Here is a 14,326-nt window from a genome sequence, read left to right as displayed (position 1 = left end):
GTGGACCACACCCACGGCACGTGCGCACACCCCCGTCGAAGGGACATCACGTCGTGACGCAGGCACCCGTCCAGACCGATATTCTGGCTATCGCCCGTGAGCAGGTGCTCGAGCGCGGCGAGGGCCTCACCGAGCAGCAGGCCGTCGAGGTGCTCCGCCTGGGTGACGAACACCTGGAAGCGCTGCTCGAGCTCGCCCACGACGTGCGGATGAAGTGGTGTGGCCCCGAGGTCGAGGTCGAGGGCATCATCAGCCTCAAGACCGGCGGCTGCCCCGAGGACTGCCACTTCTGCTCGCAGTCGGGCCTGTTCCAGTCGCCCGTGCGCGCGGCCTGGCTCGACATTCCCAGCCTGGTCGAGGCGGCCAAGCAGACCGCCAAGACCGGCGCCACCGAGTTCTGCATCGTCGCCGCGGTGCGTGGTCCCGACGAGCGCCTGATGGCGCAGGTCGCGGCCGGTGTGGAGGCCATCCGCAACGAGGTGGACATCCAGGTCGCGTGCTCGCTGGGCATGCTGAACCAGGAGCAGGTCGACCAGCTCGCCGCGATGGGCGTGCACCGCTACAACCACAATCTCGAGACCGCCAAGTCGCACTTCCCCAAGGTGGTCACCACCCACTCCTACGAGGAGCGCTTCGAAACCCTGCGGATGGTGCGCGAAGCGGGCATGGAGGTGTGCTGCGGCGGCATCCTCGGCATGGGCGAGACCATCGAGCAGCGCGCCGAGTTCGCCGCGCAGCTGGCGTCGCTGAACCCCGACGAGGTCCCGTTGAACTTCCTCAACCCGCGTCCCGGCACCCCGTTCGGTGACCTGGAGGTGCTGCCCGCCGCCGACGCGCTGCGCGCGATCGCCACGTTCCGGCTCGCGATGCCGCGCACCATCCTGCGTTTCGCCGGTGGTCGCGAGATCACCCTCGGCGACCTGGGCGCCAAGCAGGGCATGCTCGGCGGCATCAACGCCGTCATCGTCGGCAACTACCTCACCACCCTCGGCCGTCCCGCCGAGTCCGACCTCGATCTGCTCGGTGAGCTGAGCATGCCGATCAAGGCGCTCAACGAAACCCTGTAGAACGCTGTGTACGATCGAGTATCGACCCAGGTCGGCAGGGATGGCGCGACCGTCGAGTCACACTTCACGGAGGCGGTAACCGCATTGGACGAGCGCTACAACCCGTTCACCGGCAAGCGGATCGTGGCCGGGATCGACGATGTCACGCCCGCGTCGGCGGCGCTCGGTCTGGAACCACCGCGATTCTGCGAGCAGTGCGGCCGCCGGATGATCGTGCAGATCAGCCCGGATGGCTGGTGGGCCAAGTGCTCACGGCACGGCGTCATCGAATCGGCACAGTTGGAACGCCGGTAGTGCTCGGCGGCGGGGAGCGCCCCGAGGTGTTGCGGCGCGAGATCGTCGGCGTCGGCATCGTCATGGCCGTGGTGCTGGTGGCGAGTGCGGCGGCCGGAGTGGTGTGGGGCCTGCTCGCGCCGACCGAGCGGTTGCGGGTGACTCAGCCGGGGCGCGCCGCGGTGCTCACCGGCGAGAGTCTGCACCTGTTCGACGCGGTCGGGATCTTCCTGTGCTTCGGCGCGGTGGTCGCGGTGCTGAGTGCGGTCGGGGCGTGGCGGGTGCGGACCACGCGCGGGCCCGCGCTCGTGCTCGGCATGCTGCTCGCCTCGGGGCTGGGCGCTGTGCTGATGATGTGGATCGGGGAATGGGTTGCGGGCGTGCGTCATCCGCGTCCCGACGATCCGGCGATCGGCCAGATCGTCGCGCTGCCGGCGGAAGTCGGGACCGATCTCGCGCTGCTGATCCAGCCGTTCTTGGCCGCCCTGGTGCTGGTGTTCCTCGCCGCGTTGCACCCGGCCGTCGATCTGGATTCCGGCGCGGCCGGGCTGCTCGGCGACCTGCGTCCGGCCGATTTCGGCGACGAGTCCGACGACTACCGCCTGCCCTACGGTGCCGAACAGTATCGGCCGAGCGGCGATTTCGATCCGAGTTCGCAACCACGCGGCTGAGCGGCCATACAGCGATACCATTTTCGCATAACAGCAGGTAGATACCGGCTGTCGCGCGAGAGGAACGGTCGTGGGATTCATCGGTGGTGGTCCGGTCGTCGAGGAACTGGACGCGAAATTCTGGCGGCTCACCGAACCGCTCACCTACCAGGGCGCGGTCGAAACCTTCACCGTGCCTGCCGGATTCCGCACCGACTTCGCCTCGGTGCCGCGCGCTCTGGTGTGGCTCATCCCGCGCTACGGTGCCTACACCAGAGCCGCGATCCTGCACGACTATCTGTGCCGCACAGGCGAAGTCGGCCCCGCCGACGCCGACGGGATCTTCCGGCGCAGCCTGCACGAGGCCGGGGTTTCGGTGCCGCGACGCTGGATGATGTGGACGGCGGTGCGACTCGGCAGCCGGCTTCGTGGAGCGCGTGCGGTCGATGTGCTCGGGTGGGTGCTGATCGCGGTGCCGTCCCTGGTCTTTCTCGCGATCCCGGTGCTGGTGGTCACCGCGGCGCTGCTGGTGTTCTGGGTGGTCGAGCTGGGGTTCTGGGCCCTGGGGTGGATCACCCGCCGCACCGCGGCGCCACCGCCGAAACCGCAGATGAAGACCGCCTGATCGCGGATCTCACCCGGAATGGGGGAGGTGGCGGCGTCTTCGCGTGGTTACCGTTCGGCGCATGTCCGAGCCGAGCACCGACACCGCACCTCCGGCCCCGCCGGTTCAATGGTCGATTCCACGCGGTCTGATCGTGCTCCTGTCGCTCGGAGCGGGTGTGGTCACCATCGGCGGTCTGAAGGCGTTCTCGGGCATCGTCGGACCGGTCTTCCTCGCCCTCATGCTCACCATCGCGGTACAACCGATCCAGAGTTGGGCGCGCCGCAAGGGCTGGCCTGCCTGGCTCGGCATGGCCGCGGCGCTGGTGGCGGTGATCGCGATCCTGTTCGGCATCGGTGGCGCACTGGCACTGTCGGCGGTGCAGCTGGCCTCGCTGCTGCCCGAATACGCCGACAAGCTCAACGAATTGCTCGACCACGGGCGCAACTGGCTGTCGGATCTCGGGGTGAGCTCCGACCAGATCCACAAGGCGCTCAGCGGCATCGACGTGGGTAAGGCCGCGAGTGTCATCGAGGAGCTGGTCGGCGGTGTGCTCGGAGTCTTCTCGAATCTGTTCTTCGTCGTGGCGCTGCTGCTGTTCATGGCCGTCGACGGGATGACGATGGACCGCCGGCTGGCGATCGTGGCTCGCGAGCGGCCCGCGATCGCGCAGGCACTGGAGAACTTCGTCACCGGGACACGCAAATACCTCATCGTGTCCACGGTGTTCGGCGCCATCGTGGCCGTGATCGATGGTGGGGCACTGTGGTTGATGGGGGTACCGCTGCCGATCCTGTGGGCGCTGCTGTCGTTCATCACCAACTACATCCCGAACGTCGGGTTCGTCATCGGCGTCATCCCGCCCGCGCTGCTGGCCCTGCTCGACAGCGGTCCGGTGCTGATGATCTGGGTGATCGTGGTCTATTCGGTGATCAACTTCGTGATCCAGTCGATCATTCAGCCCAAGTTCGTCGGTGACGCCGTGGGCCTCGGCGTCACCATCACGTTCCTGTCGCTGGTGTTCTGGGCGTGGGTGATCGGTGCGCTCGGCGCACTGCTGGCGATTCCGCTGACGCTGCTGGTGAAGGCGCTGCTGTTCGACATCGACCCGACAACGCGATGGGCGGATGTGCTGATCGGTGCGCCGATCGACCAGAAGCCGCCGCGCAAGGAATCAGGCAAGCCGACCGGGGCCCAGACGGCGGTGGACAAGCAATAGCGGGCTCCACGGATCGGTTCACCGAAAACCAGTGGAATGCGGTCGGACCCGCTCCCTATCCTGGCAGCATCGTATTTTCGGGGGAGGACCTTGATCATGAAGACCGCAGCCGGGCAATCCACCGAGCCGCCCGCCGAGCGACCCGATCTGGTCGCCTGGCGCCGCCGCCACGCCCTGCGCAGCTCGTCCGCTGCCACCGCGGTGCCCAGCGGACGAACCTACCGGCGTTCGTCGAAGCACCGCGATCGCCGCCAGGACGACTGAACAGGACTTGTCAGGAATCGGTGGAATACCGGCGAATCGCGATGGGGACCGCGACCGCGAACAATGCGATCATCCAGGCGGTCGCCGCCGCGACGGGATGTTGCATCGGCCATGCGCTGCCGGCCGGGTCGGGCAGGCCGGCGCCGAGTAGCTCGCGCAGCGCCGCCACGAGACTGCTCACCGGATTCCATTCGGCGATCGCCGCGATCACCGTCGGCATCGACGACGTCGGTACGAAGACATTCGAGAACATCAACGTGCCGAAGATCAACGGCGCGGTCTGTTGCAGCATCTGCTCGTCGCGGACCGCCGCGCCGAGCGCGATGCCGAGCCAGGACAGCGCGCAGCGGAATGCGAGCAGTAGCACCAGCGCCGCCACGATCTCGCTCGGCGTCGCATCGATCCGCCAGCCCATCAGATAGCCGGCTCCCGCCATGAGTGCGATTGCCAAGGTACCGACGACGGTCTCGGCCAGCGCGAATCCTGCCGGTGCCGCCGCGGCCGACAACGGCAGGGCTCGGATCCGATCGGTGAAGCCGCTGTGCAGGTCGGCATTCGCGGTCATCGCGGTCGATGTCAGGCCCATGGCCGCGACCAGGACGAGCACCCCCGGCACCAGGTAGGAACGGTATTCGCTCGCATCGCCGCCGCTGGCCAGCGCACCGCCGAAGACGAAGCCGAACAGGAGCATCATGCCCAGTGGGGCGGCCAGCGTGATCGCGAACAGACCAGGGGAATTGCGGTAATTCGTCAGAACCCGCCGAAACAGCACCCACGCGCCCGTGAACAGGGACACCGCACGAGTGTCGGTGGCGCTCATGCCGTGATCCGATCACGACCGGTGAGCGCGAGGAACGCGTCGTCGAGCGTGGTGACGCGGGCACCGATATCGCGGACGGCGATGCCCGCGGCGTCGAGCGCGCGCAGGACCGGCAGCAGGCCGGGAGCTTCGCCGGAGAACATGAACGACAATCCGATCGGCGAATGCTGTTGGTCCGGTGGGGGATCCGTCGGTGAGCCGCCGAATCCGTCGAGCACCGACAGCACTTCGTGGTATCGGAGTGGATCTTCGATGACGACGTCGAGACCGGCGGGTACGGTCGCCAGAATCTGTTCTGGTGTGCCGGCCGCGATCACCCGACCCGCTTGCAGGATGGTGATGGCGTCAGCCAGGCGCTGCGCCTCGTCGAGATACTGGGTGGTGAGCAGCACCGTGGTGCCTTCGGCGACGAAATCCCGGACGTAGCCGTAGATCTCGTTGCGGCTGTGCGGGTCGAGACCGGTTGTGGGCTCGTCCAGAAACAGGACCGCGGGACGCACGATCATGCCCGCGATGATGTCGAGCCTGCGGCGCATGCCGCCGGAATAGGTGCTCACCACGCGATCGGCTGCCTCGGCCAGTTCGAATCGGTCGAGCAGCTCGTTCGCGTGCTTGCGCGCCTTCGCGGCGTGGAAGCCGTTGAGGCGGGCGAGCATCACGAGATTCTGACGTCCGGTCAGGCGCGGGTCGACGGCGTGGAACTGGCCGACCAGGCCGAGTTGTCGCTTCGCGTCGTTCGCCTGACGGACGGTGTCGAATCCCCGGATCGCGGCGCGGCCAGAGGTGGGACTCGACAGGGTCGCCAGCATGCGCACAGTGGTGGTCTTGCCCGAGCCGTTCGGGCCGAGCAGCGCGTGTACCTGGCCGGGGGGGACCTGCAGGTCTACGTGGTCGACGACGGTGTTCTTGCCGTAGGTCTTGGTCAGTGCGGCCGATTCGATGGCGTGCACGGCGATCTCCCTCCATTGGGAACAGTGTTCGCAATGGAGCATACGCATCTGCTAACAGTGTTCGCAACTGTTGTTCTGCGGCATGCTGGCAGGTATGACGAAGACCGGAGCCTCGTTGTGGTCGCGCGCCGCGGCGCCACGGCCGGGACCGCGCCCGGCGTACACGCTCGATCAGCTCGCCGACGCCTGTGTGCGGCGGGCCGATGCCGGCGGATTGCGCGCGGTCTCGATGCGCGGCGTGGCCGACGAACTCGGCACCGCCGCCGCGTCGTTGTATCGCTACGTCGACGGGAAGGACGACCTGATCGCGCTGATGGTGGACCGGGTCGCCGGCGAGTACGACTACCCGGAGCCGACCGGTGATGTGCGCACCGACGTGCTCACGCTGGCCGGACAATCCCGCACGCTGCACCGCCGGCACTCCTGGCTGGTGCAGGCCAAGCCGTCTGCCATGGGCCCGAACTCGGTGCGTTACCTCGATCGGATGGTCGGCGCGCTCGCACCGGCGGGGCTCGATGCGGGTGCGACCATGATGGGCGTGGCGATGCTGTCGGGCTGGGGTGCGAATTTCGGCGCGCAGGAAGCGGCGGGGCTGACGACCGGTGGCCTCGGTGCCGATCTCGCGTCTATGACCGGCGACTACCCGAATCTGCTCGCGCTGTTCGGTGCGGCGCCGACCGGGGAGACACCGCCTGACAACGACGCGGTGTTCGCCGCGGGTATCGACGCGCTGCTGCTCGGAATTCTGCCTCGCGCGTGAAGGGTGAGCCGTGGGCGGTCTAGCTCGGCGAGGTAGTTCTCGTCAGCACCACCAGCGGTAGCGGCTTGTCGACCTTGGCCTGGTATTCGGCCAGCAAGGAGTTCTCCGCCAGTGCCCATGCCGCGAACTCGTCGTACCGCTCGCCGGTGAGCACGTCGGCCGTCGCCGCGAACTTCTCGCCGCCCAGTTCGATCGTCACCCGTGGGTCGGCTTTGGCGTTGTGATACCAGGCCGGGTACCGATCCTCGATGAACGAGCTCACATACATCAGGTCACCGCGATACAGCGCGCCGAGCGGAACCACATGCGGCTTACCGCTTTTGGCGCCCGTCGTCGTCAGCAACAGCAGGGTGGCACCCGCGTAGTCGCCCCCGACCCGACCCTGGTTCTCCCGGAACTCCGTGATCACCCCGTCGTTCCAGCCCGCCATCTCCTCCTCGGAGAACTCCTTGTTCCAGGGAGCATCCGGGTCGTCGTAGGAGGTGGTCTGCTTCGCGCCCGTCGCGTCGTTGTCCATGCTCGCAGTGTGGCACCGGCCACCGACAACTTCCGTCCGTCGACCGGCTGTCACCCCTGCGTGGTCTGCACGGTGATCCGGTAGCCGAGGGTGATTCCTTTGCCGATGTGCGCGGCTCCGCCCAGATGCAGCCATCGGTCGGTGCCGCCGCGTGGATCGGCCAGATAGGCCGCGCGGACGTAGTCGACACCGGCGGGAAACCCGCCGGCGGCCGAGGACGCGGTGCTCATGACATACGCCTCGGCCCACACCTGGGGTTCGGGCTCGTTGTCCGGCAGGGGCGCGACGTGCGGGACGAACGCGCCGAACTCGTCGGCCGGTGCTCGATGGGACTGCAGGAACCGGCCCGTCATGGCGAGTCGCACGATGCCGCTGTAGACGGTGCAGATCGGGGTCAGCCGCAACGGCGGGGCGGGCTGGATATCGCACTGCAATTCGCTCATAGGTGCAGTGTGCACTTCGGTCAGGTCGGCGGACGGAGGGCGGCGAACTCGTCGGTCACTCGCAGGCCGGAGTCGGTGAAGCGGTAGAGCGCCGCGGGACGGCCGCCTGCCCGGCCGGACGGGGCGGTGTCGCCGGTGGGGGTGATCACCTTGCGGCGGGTGAGGACTCGCTGGAGGTTGGTGGTGTCCACGTCGTAGCCGAGTGCGGCGCAATAGATTTCGCGCAGGGTCGACATGGTGAAAGTGTCGGGGGCCAGGGCGTAGGCGATGTTGGTGTAGGACAGCTTGGCGGCCAGGCGGGTGCGGGCGTGGTCGACGACGGTGCGATGGTCGAAGGACATGTCGGGCAGATTCGAGACCGGGTGCCAGGTGGTGTCGGAGGGGAGTTCGGGTTCGGTCGTGAGGGGGACCAGGCCCAGGTAGGCCGAGGCGATGCGGCGCGGGGCGGGGACGCGGTCGGGATTGCTGAACACCGACACCTGCTCGAGGTGGTGGAGGTCGCGCACGTCGACCTTCTCGGCGAGCTGGCGCCGGGCGGAAGTGTCGAGGTCCTCGTCGTCGCGCAGGCGGCCGCCGGGTAGCGACCACGTGCCTTTCTGCGGATCGAGCGCGCGTTCCCACAGCAGAACCGCCAACTCCGGGTGCTTGGCGCCTCTACCTGCGGAAACGCTCGAGGGGAAGCGGCGAACCTGGAACACCGCGGTGAGCGATTCGTGGATGGTGTTACTATGGGGCACGTTTTCGATTATAAGTCGAAAACCTGGTTTGGTGCGAATCGCGGCGATGGAGCCGCTCGCACGATGAAGGGAGCCACCATGGCGACGACGACTGCACAGCGGACGCTGATGGATTCGGTCTTCGACGGACCCACGGGCTACGCGGGTGTCGAAGCGACGCCGGAATGGGCGCAGGAGGTGCGCCGCCTGGCGCGCGAACGCAATGCGACCATCCTCGCGCACAACTACCAGCTGCCCGAGATCCAGGACGTGGCCGACCACGTCGGCGACTCGCTGGCCCTGTCGCGCATCGCGGCCGAGGCCGAAGAAGGCACCATCGTGTTCTGCGGCGTGCACTTCATGGCGGAGACGGCCAAGATCCTCAGCCCGGCCAAGACCGTGCTCATCCCGGACCAGCGCGCGGGCTGCTCGCTGGCCGACTCGATCTCCGCCGACGAACTGCGTGCCTGGAAAGCCGAGCACCCCGACGCGATGGTGGTGTCGTATGTGAACACCACCGCCGAGGTGAAGGCACTCACCGACATCTGCTGCACCTCCTCCAACGCCGTCGACGTGGTCGACTCGATCGACCCCGACCGCGAAGTGCTGTTCCTGCCGGACCAGTTCCTCGGCGCGCACGTCAAGCGTGAGACCAAGCGCGAGAACATGCACATCTGGGCGGGCGAATGCCACGTGCACGCCGGCATCAACGGCGACGAGCTCACCGAGCAGGCCCGCACCCACCCCGATGCCGAGCTGTTCGTGCACCCGGAGTGCGGTTGCGCCACTTCGGCGCTGTACCTGGCCGGCGAGGGCGCGTTCCCGGCCGAGCGGGTGCACATCCTGTCGACCGGCGGCATGATCGACGCGGCGAAGGCGTCGCACTCCAGCCAGGTGCTGGTGGCGACCGAGATCGGCATGCTGCACCAGCTGCGCAAGGCGGCCCCCGGGATCGACTTCCAGGCCGTGAACGATCGCGCGTCCTGCAAGTACATGAAGATGATCACCCCGGCCGCACTGCTGCGCTGCCTGGTCGAGGGCGCCGACGAGGTGCACGTCGACCTGGCGATGGCCGAGGCCGGTCGCGCCTCGGTGCAGCGGATGATCGCCATCGGCAACTCCGGCGGTGGCGAGTGACCGGCACAGCGCGGCCGAGTCGGTAACGACCATGACGGTTCCTGTTTCCTGGGAGGCCGAGGTCGACCTGGTCGTCATCGGCGGCGGCGTCGCCGGGCTCACCGCCGCGCGCACGGCCTCGTTGCGCGGGCTGCGGGTGCTCATCCTGAGCAAGGGTGGCCCGACCGACACGTCGACCCAGTACGCGCAGGGCGGCATCGCGGTCGTCGCTCCGCTCGGTGATTCGGTCGACTCGCACGTGCGCGACACGGTCGAAGCCGGTGCCGGGTTGTGCGAGGTCGACGCGGTGCGTTCGATCGTCGAGGGTGGACAGGCCGCGGTCGCGGCGCTGACCGACCTCGGCGCGGTATTCGACCTCGGTCGCGACGGGCAGATCTCGCGCACCCGCGAGGGCGGGCACAGCACGCGTCGCATCATCCACGCCGGTGGGGACGCGACCGGAGCCGAGGTGCAGCGCGCGCTCAACGCGGCGGGATTGCCTGTGCTGTTCGGTGCCGCCGCGCTGCGCGTGGTGACCGGTGCCGAGGGCGTACAGGGTGTGATCGCGGTGTCGGACAACGGGTTCGGCGTCGTGCACACGCCCGCTGTACTGCTGGCGACCGGTGGTCTGGGTCAGCTCTACGCGCTGAGTACGAATCCGCCGGGGGCGACCGGTGACGGTGTGGCGCTGGCATTGTGGGCCGGGGCCGCCGTGGCCGATCTCGAATTCGTGCAGTTCCATCCGACGGTGCTCTACACGCCCGGCGGGGTGGGCAGGCGACCGTTGATCAGCGAGGCGGTGCGTGGCGAAGGTGCGATACTCGTCGATTCCCAAGGGAACTCGGTGACGGCCGGGCACCCACGTGGTGACTTGGCGCCTCGTGATGTGGTGTCGCGGGCGATCGCGGAACGGATGCGGACGCTCGGATCCGACCATGTCTTCCTCGACGCCCGTGCCATCGAAGGGTTCGCGCAGCGATTCCCGACCATCACCGCCTCGTGCCTGGCGGCGGGTATCGACCCTGTGGCGCAACTGATTCCGGTCGCGCCTGCCGCGCACTACCAGTGCGGTGGTGTTCTCACCGACACGCACGGGCGGACCGGTGTCGCCGGGCTCTACGCGGCGGGCGAGGTCGCCAGGACCGGGCTGCACGGTGCCAACCGATTGGCCTCCAACAGCTTGCTCGAAGGGCTCGTGGTGGGTGAGCGTGCCGGTGTGGCGGCCGCCGAGCGGGTGGGGGTTCGTGCTCGGGTCGAGGAGATCTCCTCGTGGACAGTGGAATTCGCCGATCGCCCGGTGGTGCAGCAGGCGATGACCGCGCATGCCTCCGTCGTTCGTGACGGTGACGGACTCGCGCGGGCGCGCAGGCGGATCGACGGTGCGATGTCGGCAGTGTCGTCGCTCGACTCGGCTCCTGCTGATTCACCGGCGGCGGCACAGCATCTGCGTCGTATCGAGGACGCGGCGCTCACCTTGACCGCGCGTGCGCTGCTCGACGCGGCGGCGGCGCGTACCGAGAGCCGAGGGTGCCACACGCGTGCGGAGTCGCCCGGCGCGGTCGAGGATCAGCGGCACAGCACGGCGATTCGGCTCCAGCCGGAGGGCACGCTCGAACTGTTCACCGTGCCCTCGGAATGCGGTGCGGTGCCCCTCGGCGTGCGTTGACCAGCGGCGTTGCCGGCCGAGTTCACTCGAATCGGGTGGGTCGCAGCTGGAAATCACAGTCGGACAAGCAATATCGGTGGAGTAGTGACCCGCTCCGCCGCTTCGACCGAGGCGCACTGTGCGCCCGAGAATTAGGAGTGCGGTGATGGCACTGGACGCCACTCTGGACCGTGACGAGCTGCTGGCGCTGATCGGCAACGCCCTCGACGAGGACCTGCGCTACGGGCCCGACGTCACCACGATCGCCACCGTTGCCGAGGACGCGGTGAGCAAAGCCTCGGTCGTCTCGCGCCAGCACGGCACCGTCGCGGGTCTGGACGTCGGGCTGCTCGTGCTCGACGAGGTCCTCGGCGCGGGCACCTACGAGATCACCGCGCGGGTCGCCGACGGCACCCGGGTGGAGCCGGGCACCTCGGTGCTGAGCATAATCGCCCCCACCCGCGGCCTGCTCACCGCCGAACGAACCATGCTCAACCTGGTGTGTCACCTGTCCGGCATCGCCACCGCCACCGCCGCCTGGGTCGACGCCGTCGACGGCACCGGGTGCGAGATCCGCGACAGCCGCAAGACGCTGCCCGGCCTGCGCGCCCTGCAGAAGTACGCGGTCCGCGTCGGCGGCGGCGTCAACCACCGCATGGGGCTCGGCGATGCCGCCCTCATCAAGGACAACCACGTGGTGGCCGCCGGTTCGGTCGTCAATGCCCTGCGCGCGGTCCGCGCCTTGGCACCCGACATCGCCTGCGAGGTCGAGGTCGACAGCCTCGAACAACTCGATGCTGTCCTCGCCGAAAACGTCGAACTCGTCCTGCTGGACAACTTCCCCCTCTGGCAGACCCAGGCCGCCGTCCAGCGCCGCGATGCCGCGGCCCCCGCGACGAAACTCGAGTCCTCCGGCGGACTCTCACTCGACCAAGCCGCCGAATACGCGGGCACCGGCGTCGACTACCTCGCCATCGGCGCCCTCACCCACTCGGTCCGCGTACTCGACCTCGGCCTGGACATGTGAGGTCATCTCGAAGCGACGCAGACCTGCGGACGGCCTTCGTCAGTCAACCCCGCCGGGCACTGATCGGTCGCGGCGTGCCCTTGGCGGCCGCCTAGGTCATCAGCCGAATCCATTCGGGCTCTTCAGCATTCGCCGGACCATTGTGACGGACTCGTCTGCGCGGGTGGTGGGTGCGAAATGTGGGGTGCGGATGGGGAGCGTGCTGCTGTGGCAGGGTGGGTGGTGTGGTCGATGAGAGTCGTGGGGTGTTGGTGACCGGTGCTTCGCGGGGGATCGGGCGGGCGATCGCGGTGGCGTTCGCGGAGCAGGGGGATCGGGTCGCAGTGCATTATTCGTCGCGGCGCGCGGACGCGGCTGCGACGTTGGCGCGGTTGCCCGGCGTGGGGCATGTGTCGATCGGTGGTGATCTCGGGACCGCGGAGGGTGCGGCGTCGGTGGTCGATGCGGCGATCGAAGGCCTCGGGACGGTGCATGTGCTGGTGAACAATGCGGCGGTCAACATCGCGCATCCGCTGGCCGACACCAGTTATGAGGAATGGCAGCGGGCTTGGCGTCGAACGGTGGACGTGAATCTGCTCGGCACCGCGAACACGTCGTACTGTGCGGCCAGGCACATGATCGAGCGTGGAGTTGCCGGGCGCATCGTGAACATCGGATCGCGTGGCGCTTTTCGCGGCGAACCGGATCACCCCGCGTACGGGGCGAGCAAGGCCGGGGTGCACGCACTCGCACAGTCTTTGGCGGTATCGCTCGCACCGCACGGTATTTCGGTTGCCGCGGTCGCGCCCGGTTTCGTCGCGACCGAACGTGTTGCCGAGCGGGTGACCGAAGCGGTCAAGGCGCAGAGTCCGTTCGGCCGCGTCGGCACCCCCGAGGAGATCGCCGCGGCGGTGCGGTTCCTGGCATCGCCGGAGGCGACCTGGGCATCCGGGACTGTGCTCGACGTCAACGGTGCCTCGTATCTGCGCTGACCAGGGCCCGGCCCGTTCGTGCCGTCTTGTCCCGTTTCGACTAGGCGCTGCGCCGCATCGGCAGGATATTGCCGAGATAGTTGTCGGTTCAGGCGGTGAGTTCGCGTTGTAGTGGGGTCCGGAAGCGGGGGATGGCTCGGATGTCGCCGAACCAGGTTGTGGTGCGGTCTATTTCGGCGTCGATCAGTTTCTGGGTGTCGGTGTCCACGTCCTCGAGGAGGCGGGTGACCACTTCGCCGTCGGGGCGTTGGGCCCAGCCGCCTACTATGCGGCCGTCGGCCCAGATGGAGGGGCCGATGTTGCCGTTGGTGTCGAACAGGGCGGGGGCGTGGGGGCCGAGGAACCAGTCCCGGGATTGCCAGCCCATGGGGGTGGGGTCGAGGGCGGGGAGCAGGGCTGCCCAGGGTTCGGGGGTGGGGACGGGGGTGAGGTCGTCGGCGAGGATCAGGCCGGGGGTGCCGTCGAGGTCTACCTCGATTGTGTCGAGTTCGGCCAGGGCTTTCCGGACTTCACCGAGGGTCCAGCCGGTCCACCATTTCAGGTCGGTGATCGGGGCCGGGCCGAAGGCGTACAACCACTGACGTACCAGTTCGACGCGAGCCTCGGCGGCCGACAGCGGTGAGAACCCCTGGGGTAGCCAGGTTTCCACGGGCACCCAGGTGTACTGGCTGCTGGTCCAGCTGCCGTTCGGGCGGCCGCGCACTATCCGGCCCTCAGCGCCGAGCACCACCAGCACCCAGGTGGTGATGCTCGTCGGTTTGGAATAGGACTTTCCGGGGGCGGTGTCGATCTGGGTGCGCAGCCGTGCCACATCTTTGCTCAGCTGGACACCGGTTGCCGCGCCACGGGTCAGCAGCGCCGCGTGCGTCTCGGCTTCTACCTCGGCCAGCCACGTCGAGATGTCACCGTCGACGACGCCCGCCTGCTCGATGAAGCGGCCGTAGGTGCGACGTTGCTTGTGGGCCAGCGCATCGCAGGTGGACGCCTGCAGAACCGGCAGCAACTCGGTCGGCGCGACGAACATCGTGCGGCGCATGGCCAGCATGCGAAGCAGGGCCCGGTCGTCGTACAGCGCCTTCTCGACATCGGCGGGAGTGAGATCGATGCCCCGAGCACCGACCGACAGGTACACCGTCGCCGGATCGGTGGCATGCAGAACCACCATCGAACGGGCGATGTCCACGGGGTCGTTCGAACGGGCCGACGGCGCGAGGCGATGCCTGGTCGCGACTCGGGCGCGACGCTGCGCGGTATCGATCGAGAGCATGAGCGGATCGTAGGCGG

17 protein-coding genes are annotated in these 14,326 nt (G+C 68.2%); 11 read left to right on the top strand and 6 right to left on the bottom strand.

Annotated features, from left to right (window positions below):
• Window positions 1–53: 53 nt before the first annotated feature.
• From bioB to ACWF99_RS28625, 6 genes are all read left to right on the top strand, one after another.
• Window positions 54–1,067 (top strand): biotin synthase BioB, encoded by a 1,014-nt coding sequence (bioB, locus tag ACWF99_RS28650; RefSeq protein WP_378637307.1) that lies wholly within the window; start codon window positions 54–56, stop codon window positions 1,065–1,067.
• Between the two features lie 84 nt (window positions 1,068–1,151).
• Window positions 1,152–1,361, top strand: coding sequence for a biotin synthase auxiliary protein BsaP (bsaP, locus tag ACWF99_RS28645; protein WP_452537898.1), 210 nt, complete (start codon window positions 1,152–1,154; stop codon window positions 1,359–1,361).
• A complete protein-coding gene (locus ACWF99_RS28640) occupies window positions 1,361–2,011 on the top strand; it encodes a DUF2567 domain-containing protein (protein WP_452537897.1) in 651 nt (216 codons plus the stop codon). The genes bsaP and ACWF99_RS28640 overlap by 1 nt, the downstream gene beginning before the upstream one ends.
• A gap of 70 nt (window positions 2,012–2,081) precedes the next feature.
• Window positions 2,082–2,615 (top strand): DUF1353 domain-containing protein, encoded by a 534-nt coding sequence (locus ACWF99_RS28635; RefSeq protein ID WP_452537895.1) that lies wholly within the window; start codon window positions 2,082–2,084, stop codon window positions 2,613–2,615.
• A gap of 61 nt (window positions 2,616–2,676) precedes the next feature.
• Window positions 2,677–3,813: an AI-2E family transporter gene (locus ACWF99_RS28630; protein ID WP_378637300.1), complete on the top strand. Its 1,137-nt coding sequence runs from the start codon at window positions 2,677–2,679 to the stop codon at window positions 3,811–3,813.
• A gap of 96 nt (window positions 3,814–3,909) precedes the next feature.
• Entirely contained in the window at window positions 3,910–4,077 is a 168-nt protein-coding gene (locus ACWF99_RS28625; RefSeq protein WP_452537894.1) for a hypothetical protein, read from the top strand.
• 10 nt (window positions 4,078–4,087) lie between these two features.
• Here ACWF99_RS28625 and ACWF99_RS28620 read toward each other — a convergent pair whose 3' ends face one another.
• Entirely contained in the window at window positions 4,088–4,897 is an 810-nt protein-coding gene (locus ACWF99_RS28620) for an ABC transporter permease (protein WP_378637295.1), read from the bottom strand.
• Window positions 4,894–5,847: an ATP-binding cassette domain-containing protein gene (locus tag ACWF99_RS28615; RefSeq protein WP_378661034.1), complete on the bottom strand. Its 954-nt coding sequence runs from the start codon at window positions 5,845–5,847 to the stop codon at window positions 4,894–4,896. Before ACWF99_RS28615 ends, ACWF99_RS28620 begins: the two co-directional genes overlap by 4 nt.
• Window positions 5,848–5,941: 94 nt before the next feature.
• On the opposite strand from ACWF99_RS28615, the gene ACWF99_RS28610 reads away from it, so the two are divergent.
• Window positions 5,942–6,607, top strand: coding sequence for a TetR/AcrR family transcriptional regulator (locus ACWF99_RS28610; protein WP_378637289.1), 666 nt, complete (start codon window positions 5,942–5,944; stop codon window positions 6,605–6,607).
• A 19-nt stretch (window positions 6,608–6,626) separates the two neighbouring features.
• Here the strand turns inward: ACWF99_RS28610 and ACWF99_RS28605 are convergent, their stop codons facing one another.
• From ACWF99_RS28605 to ACWF99_RS28595, 3 genes are read right to left on the bottom strand one after another with little or no spacing between them, the layout of a single operon-like run.
• Entirely contained in the window at window positions 6,627–7,124 is a 498-nt protein-coding gene (locus ACWF99_RS28605) for a nitroreductase/quinone reductase family protein (RefSeq protein ID WP_378637287.1), read from the bottom strand.
• Window positions 7,125–7,174: 50 nt separating this feature from the next.
• Complete coding sequence (locus tag ACWF99_RS28600; protein ID WP_452537891.1) at window positions 7,175–7,567, bottom strand: hypothetical protein; 393 nt, start codon at window positions 7,565–7,567, stop codon at window positions 7,175–7,177.
• Between the two features lie 20 nt (window positions 7,568–7,587).
• Complete coding sequence (locus ACWF99_RS28595) at window positions 7,588–8,304, bottom strand: NUDIX hydrolase (protein WP_378637282.1); 717 nt, start codon at window positions 8,302–8,304, stop codon at window positions 7,588–7,590.
• 78 nt (window positions 8,305–8,382) lie between these two features.
• Between ACWF99_RS28595 and nadA the strand changes: the two genes are divergently transcribed.
• The 4 genes from nadA (at window position 8,383) to ACWF99_RS28575 (ending at window position 13,042) form a co-directional block, all read left to right on the top strand.
• Complete coding sequence (nadA, locus tag ACWF99_RS28590; protein WP_378637279.1) at window positions 8,383–9,420, top strand: quinolinate synthase NadA; 1,038 nt, start codon at window positions 8,383–8,385, stop codon at window positions 9,418–9,420.
• Between the two features lie 31 nt (window positions 9,421–9,451).
• Window positions 9,452–11,065, top strand: coding sequence for an L-aspartate oxidase (locus tag ACWF99_RS28585; RefSeq protein WP_378637276.1), 1,614 nt, complete (start codon window positions 9,452–9,454; stop codon window positions 11,063–11,065).
• Window positions 11,066–11,210: 145 nt separating this feature from the next.
• The gene (gene nadC / locus ACWF99_RS28580) at window positions 11,211–12,071 is read left to right on the top strand and encodes a carboxylating nicotinate-nucleotide diphosphorylase (RefSeq protein WP_452537888.1); all 861 of its coding nucleotides are present in this window, start codon (window positions 11,211–11,213) and stop codon (window positions 12,069–12,071) included.
• A 224-nt stretch (window positions 12,072–12,295) separates the two neighbouring features.
• Window positions 12,296–13,042, top strand: a complete 747-nt coding sequence (locus tag ACWF99_RS28575; protein ID WP_378637271.1) for an SDR family NAD(P)-dependent oxidoreductase — start codon at window positions 12,296–12,298, stop codon at window positions 13,040–13,042.
• An 88-nt stretch (window positions 13,043–13,130) separates the two neighbouring features.
• On the opposite strand, the gene ACWF99_RS28570 is transcribed toward ACWF99_RS28575, so the two are convergent.
• Entirely contained in the window at window positions 13,131–14,309 is a 1,179-nt protein-coding gene (locus tag ACWF99_RS28570; protein ID WP_452537886.1) for a winged helix DNA-binding domain-containing protein, read from the bottom strand.
• Window positions 14,310–14,326 lie beyond the last annotated feature (17 nt).

It is taken from the genome of Nocardia sp. NPDC055002 (genome assembly GCF_053608825.1).
Note: the sequence above shows the minus strand (reverse complement) of the source record. Positions and strands in the feature narration are given on the sequence as shown.

Excerpts from the sequence above, each read along its gene's own strand:
- ACWF99_RS28570 (WP_452537886.1), bottom strand. The coding sequence starts at position 14,309 with ATGCTCTCGATCGATACCGCGCAGCGTCGCGCCCGAGTCGCGACCAGG.
- ACWF99_RS28605 (WP_378637287.1), bottom strand. The coding sequence starts at position 7,124 with ATGGACAACGACGCGACGGGCGCGAAGCAGACCACCTCCTACGACGAC.
- ACWF99_RS28630 (WP_378637300.1), top strand. The coding sequence starts at position 2,677 with ATGTCCGAGCCGAGCACCGACACCGCACCTCCGGCCCCGCCGGTTCAA.
- ACWF99_RS28600 (WP_452537891.1), bottom strand. The coding sequence starts at position 7,567 with ATGAGCGAATTGCAGTGCGATATCCAGCCCGCCCCGCCGTTGCGGCTG.
- nadC (WP_452537888.1), top strand. The coding sequence starts at position 11,211 with ATGGCACTGGACGCCACTCTGGACCGTGACGAGCTGCTGGCGCTGATC.
- ACWF99_RS28620 (WP_378637295.1), bottom strand. The coding sequence starts at position 4,897 with ATGAGCGCCACCGACACTCGTGCGGTGTCCCTGTTCACGGGCGCGTGG.
- ACWF99_RS28625 (WP_452537894.1), top strand. The coding sequence starts at position 3,910 with ATGAAGACCGCAGCCGGGCAATCCACCGAGCCGCCCGCCGAGCGACCC.
- ACWF99_RS28585 (WP_378637276.1), top strand. The coding sequence starts at position 9,452 with ATGACGGTTCCTGTTTCCTGGGAGGCCGAGGTCGACCTGGTCGTCATC.
- nadA (WP_378637279.1), top strand. The coding sequence starts at position 8,383 with ATGGCGACGACGACTGCACAGCGGACGCTGATGGATTCGGTCTTCGAC.
- ACWF99_RS28610 (WP_378637289.1), top strand. The coding sequence starts at position 5,942 with ATGACGAAGACCGGAGCCTCGTTGTGGTCGCGCGCCGCGGCGCCACGG.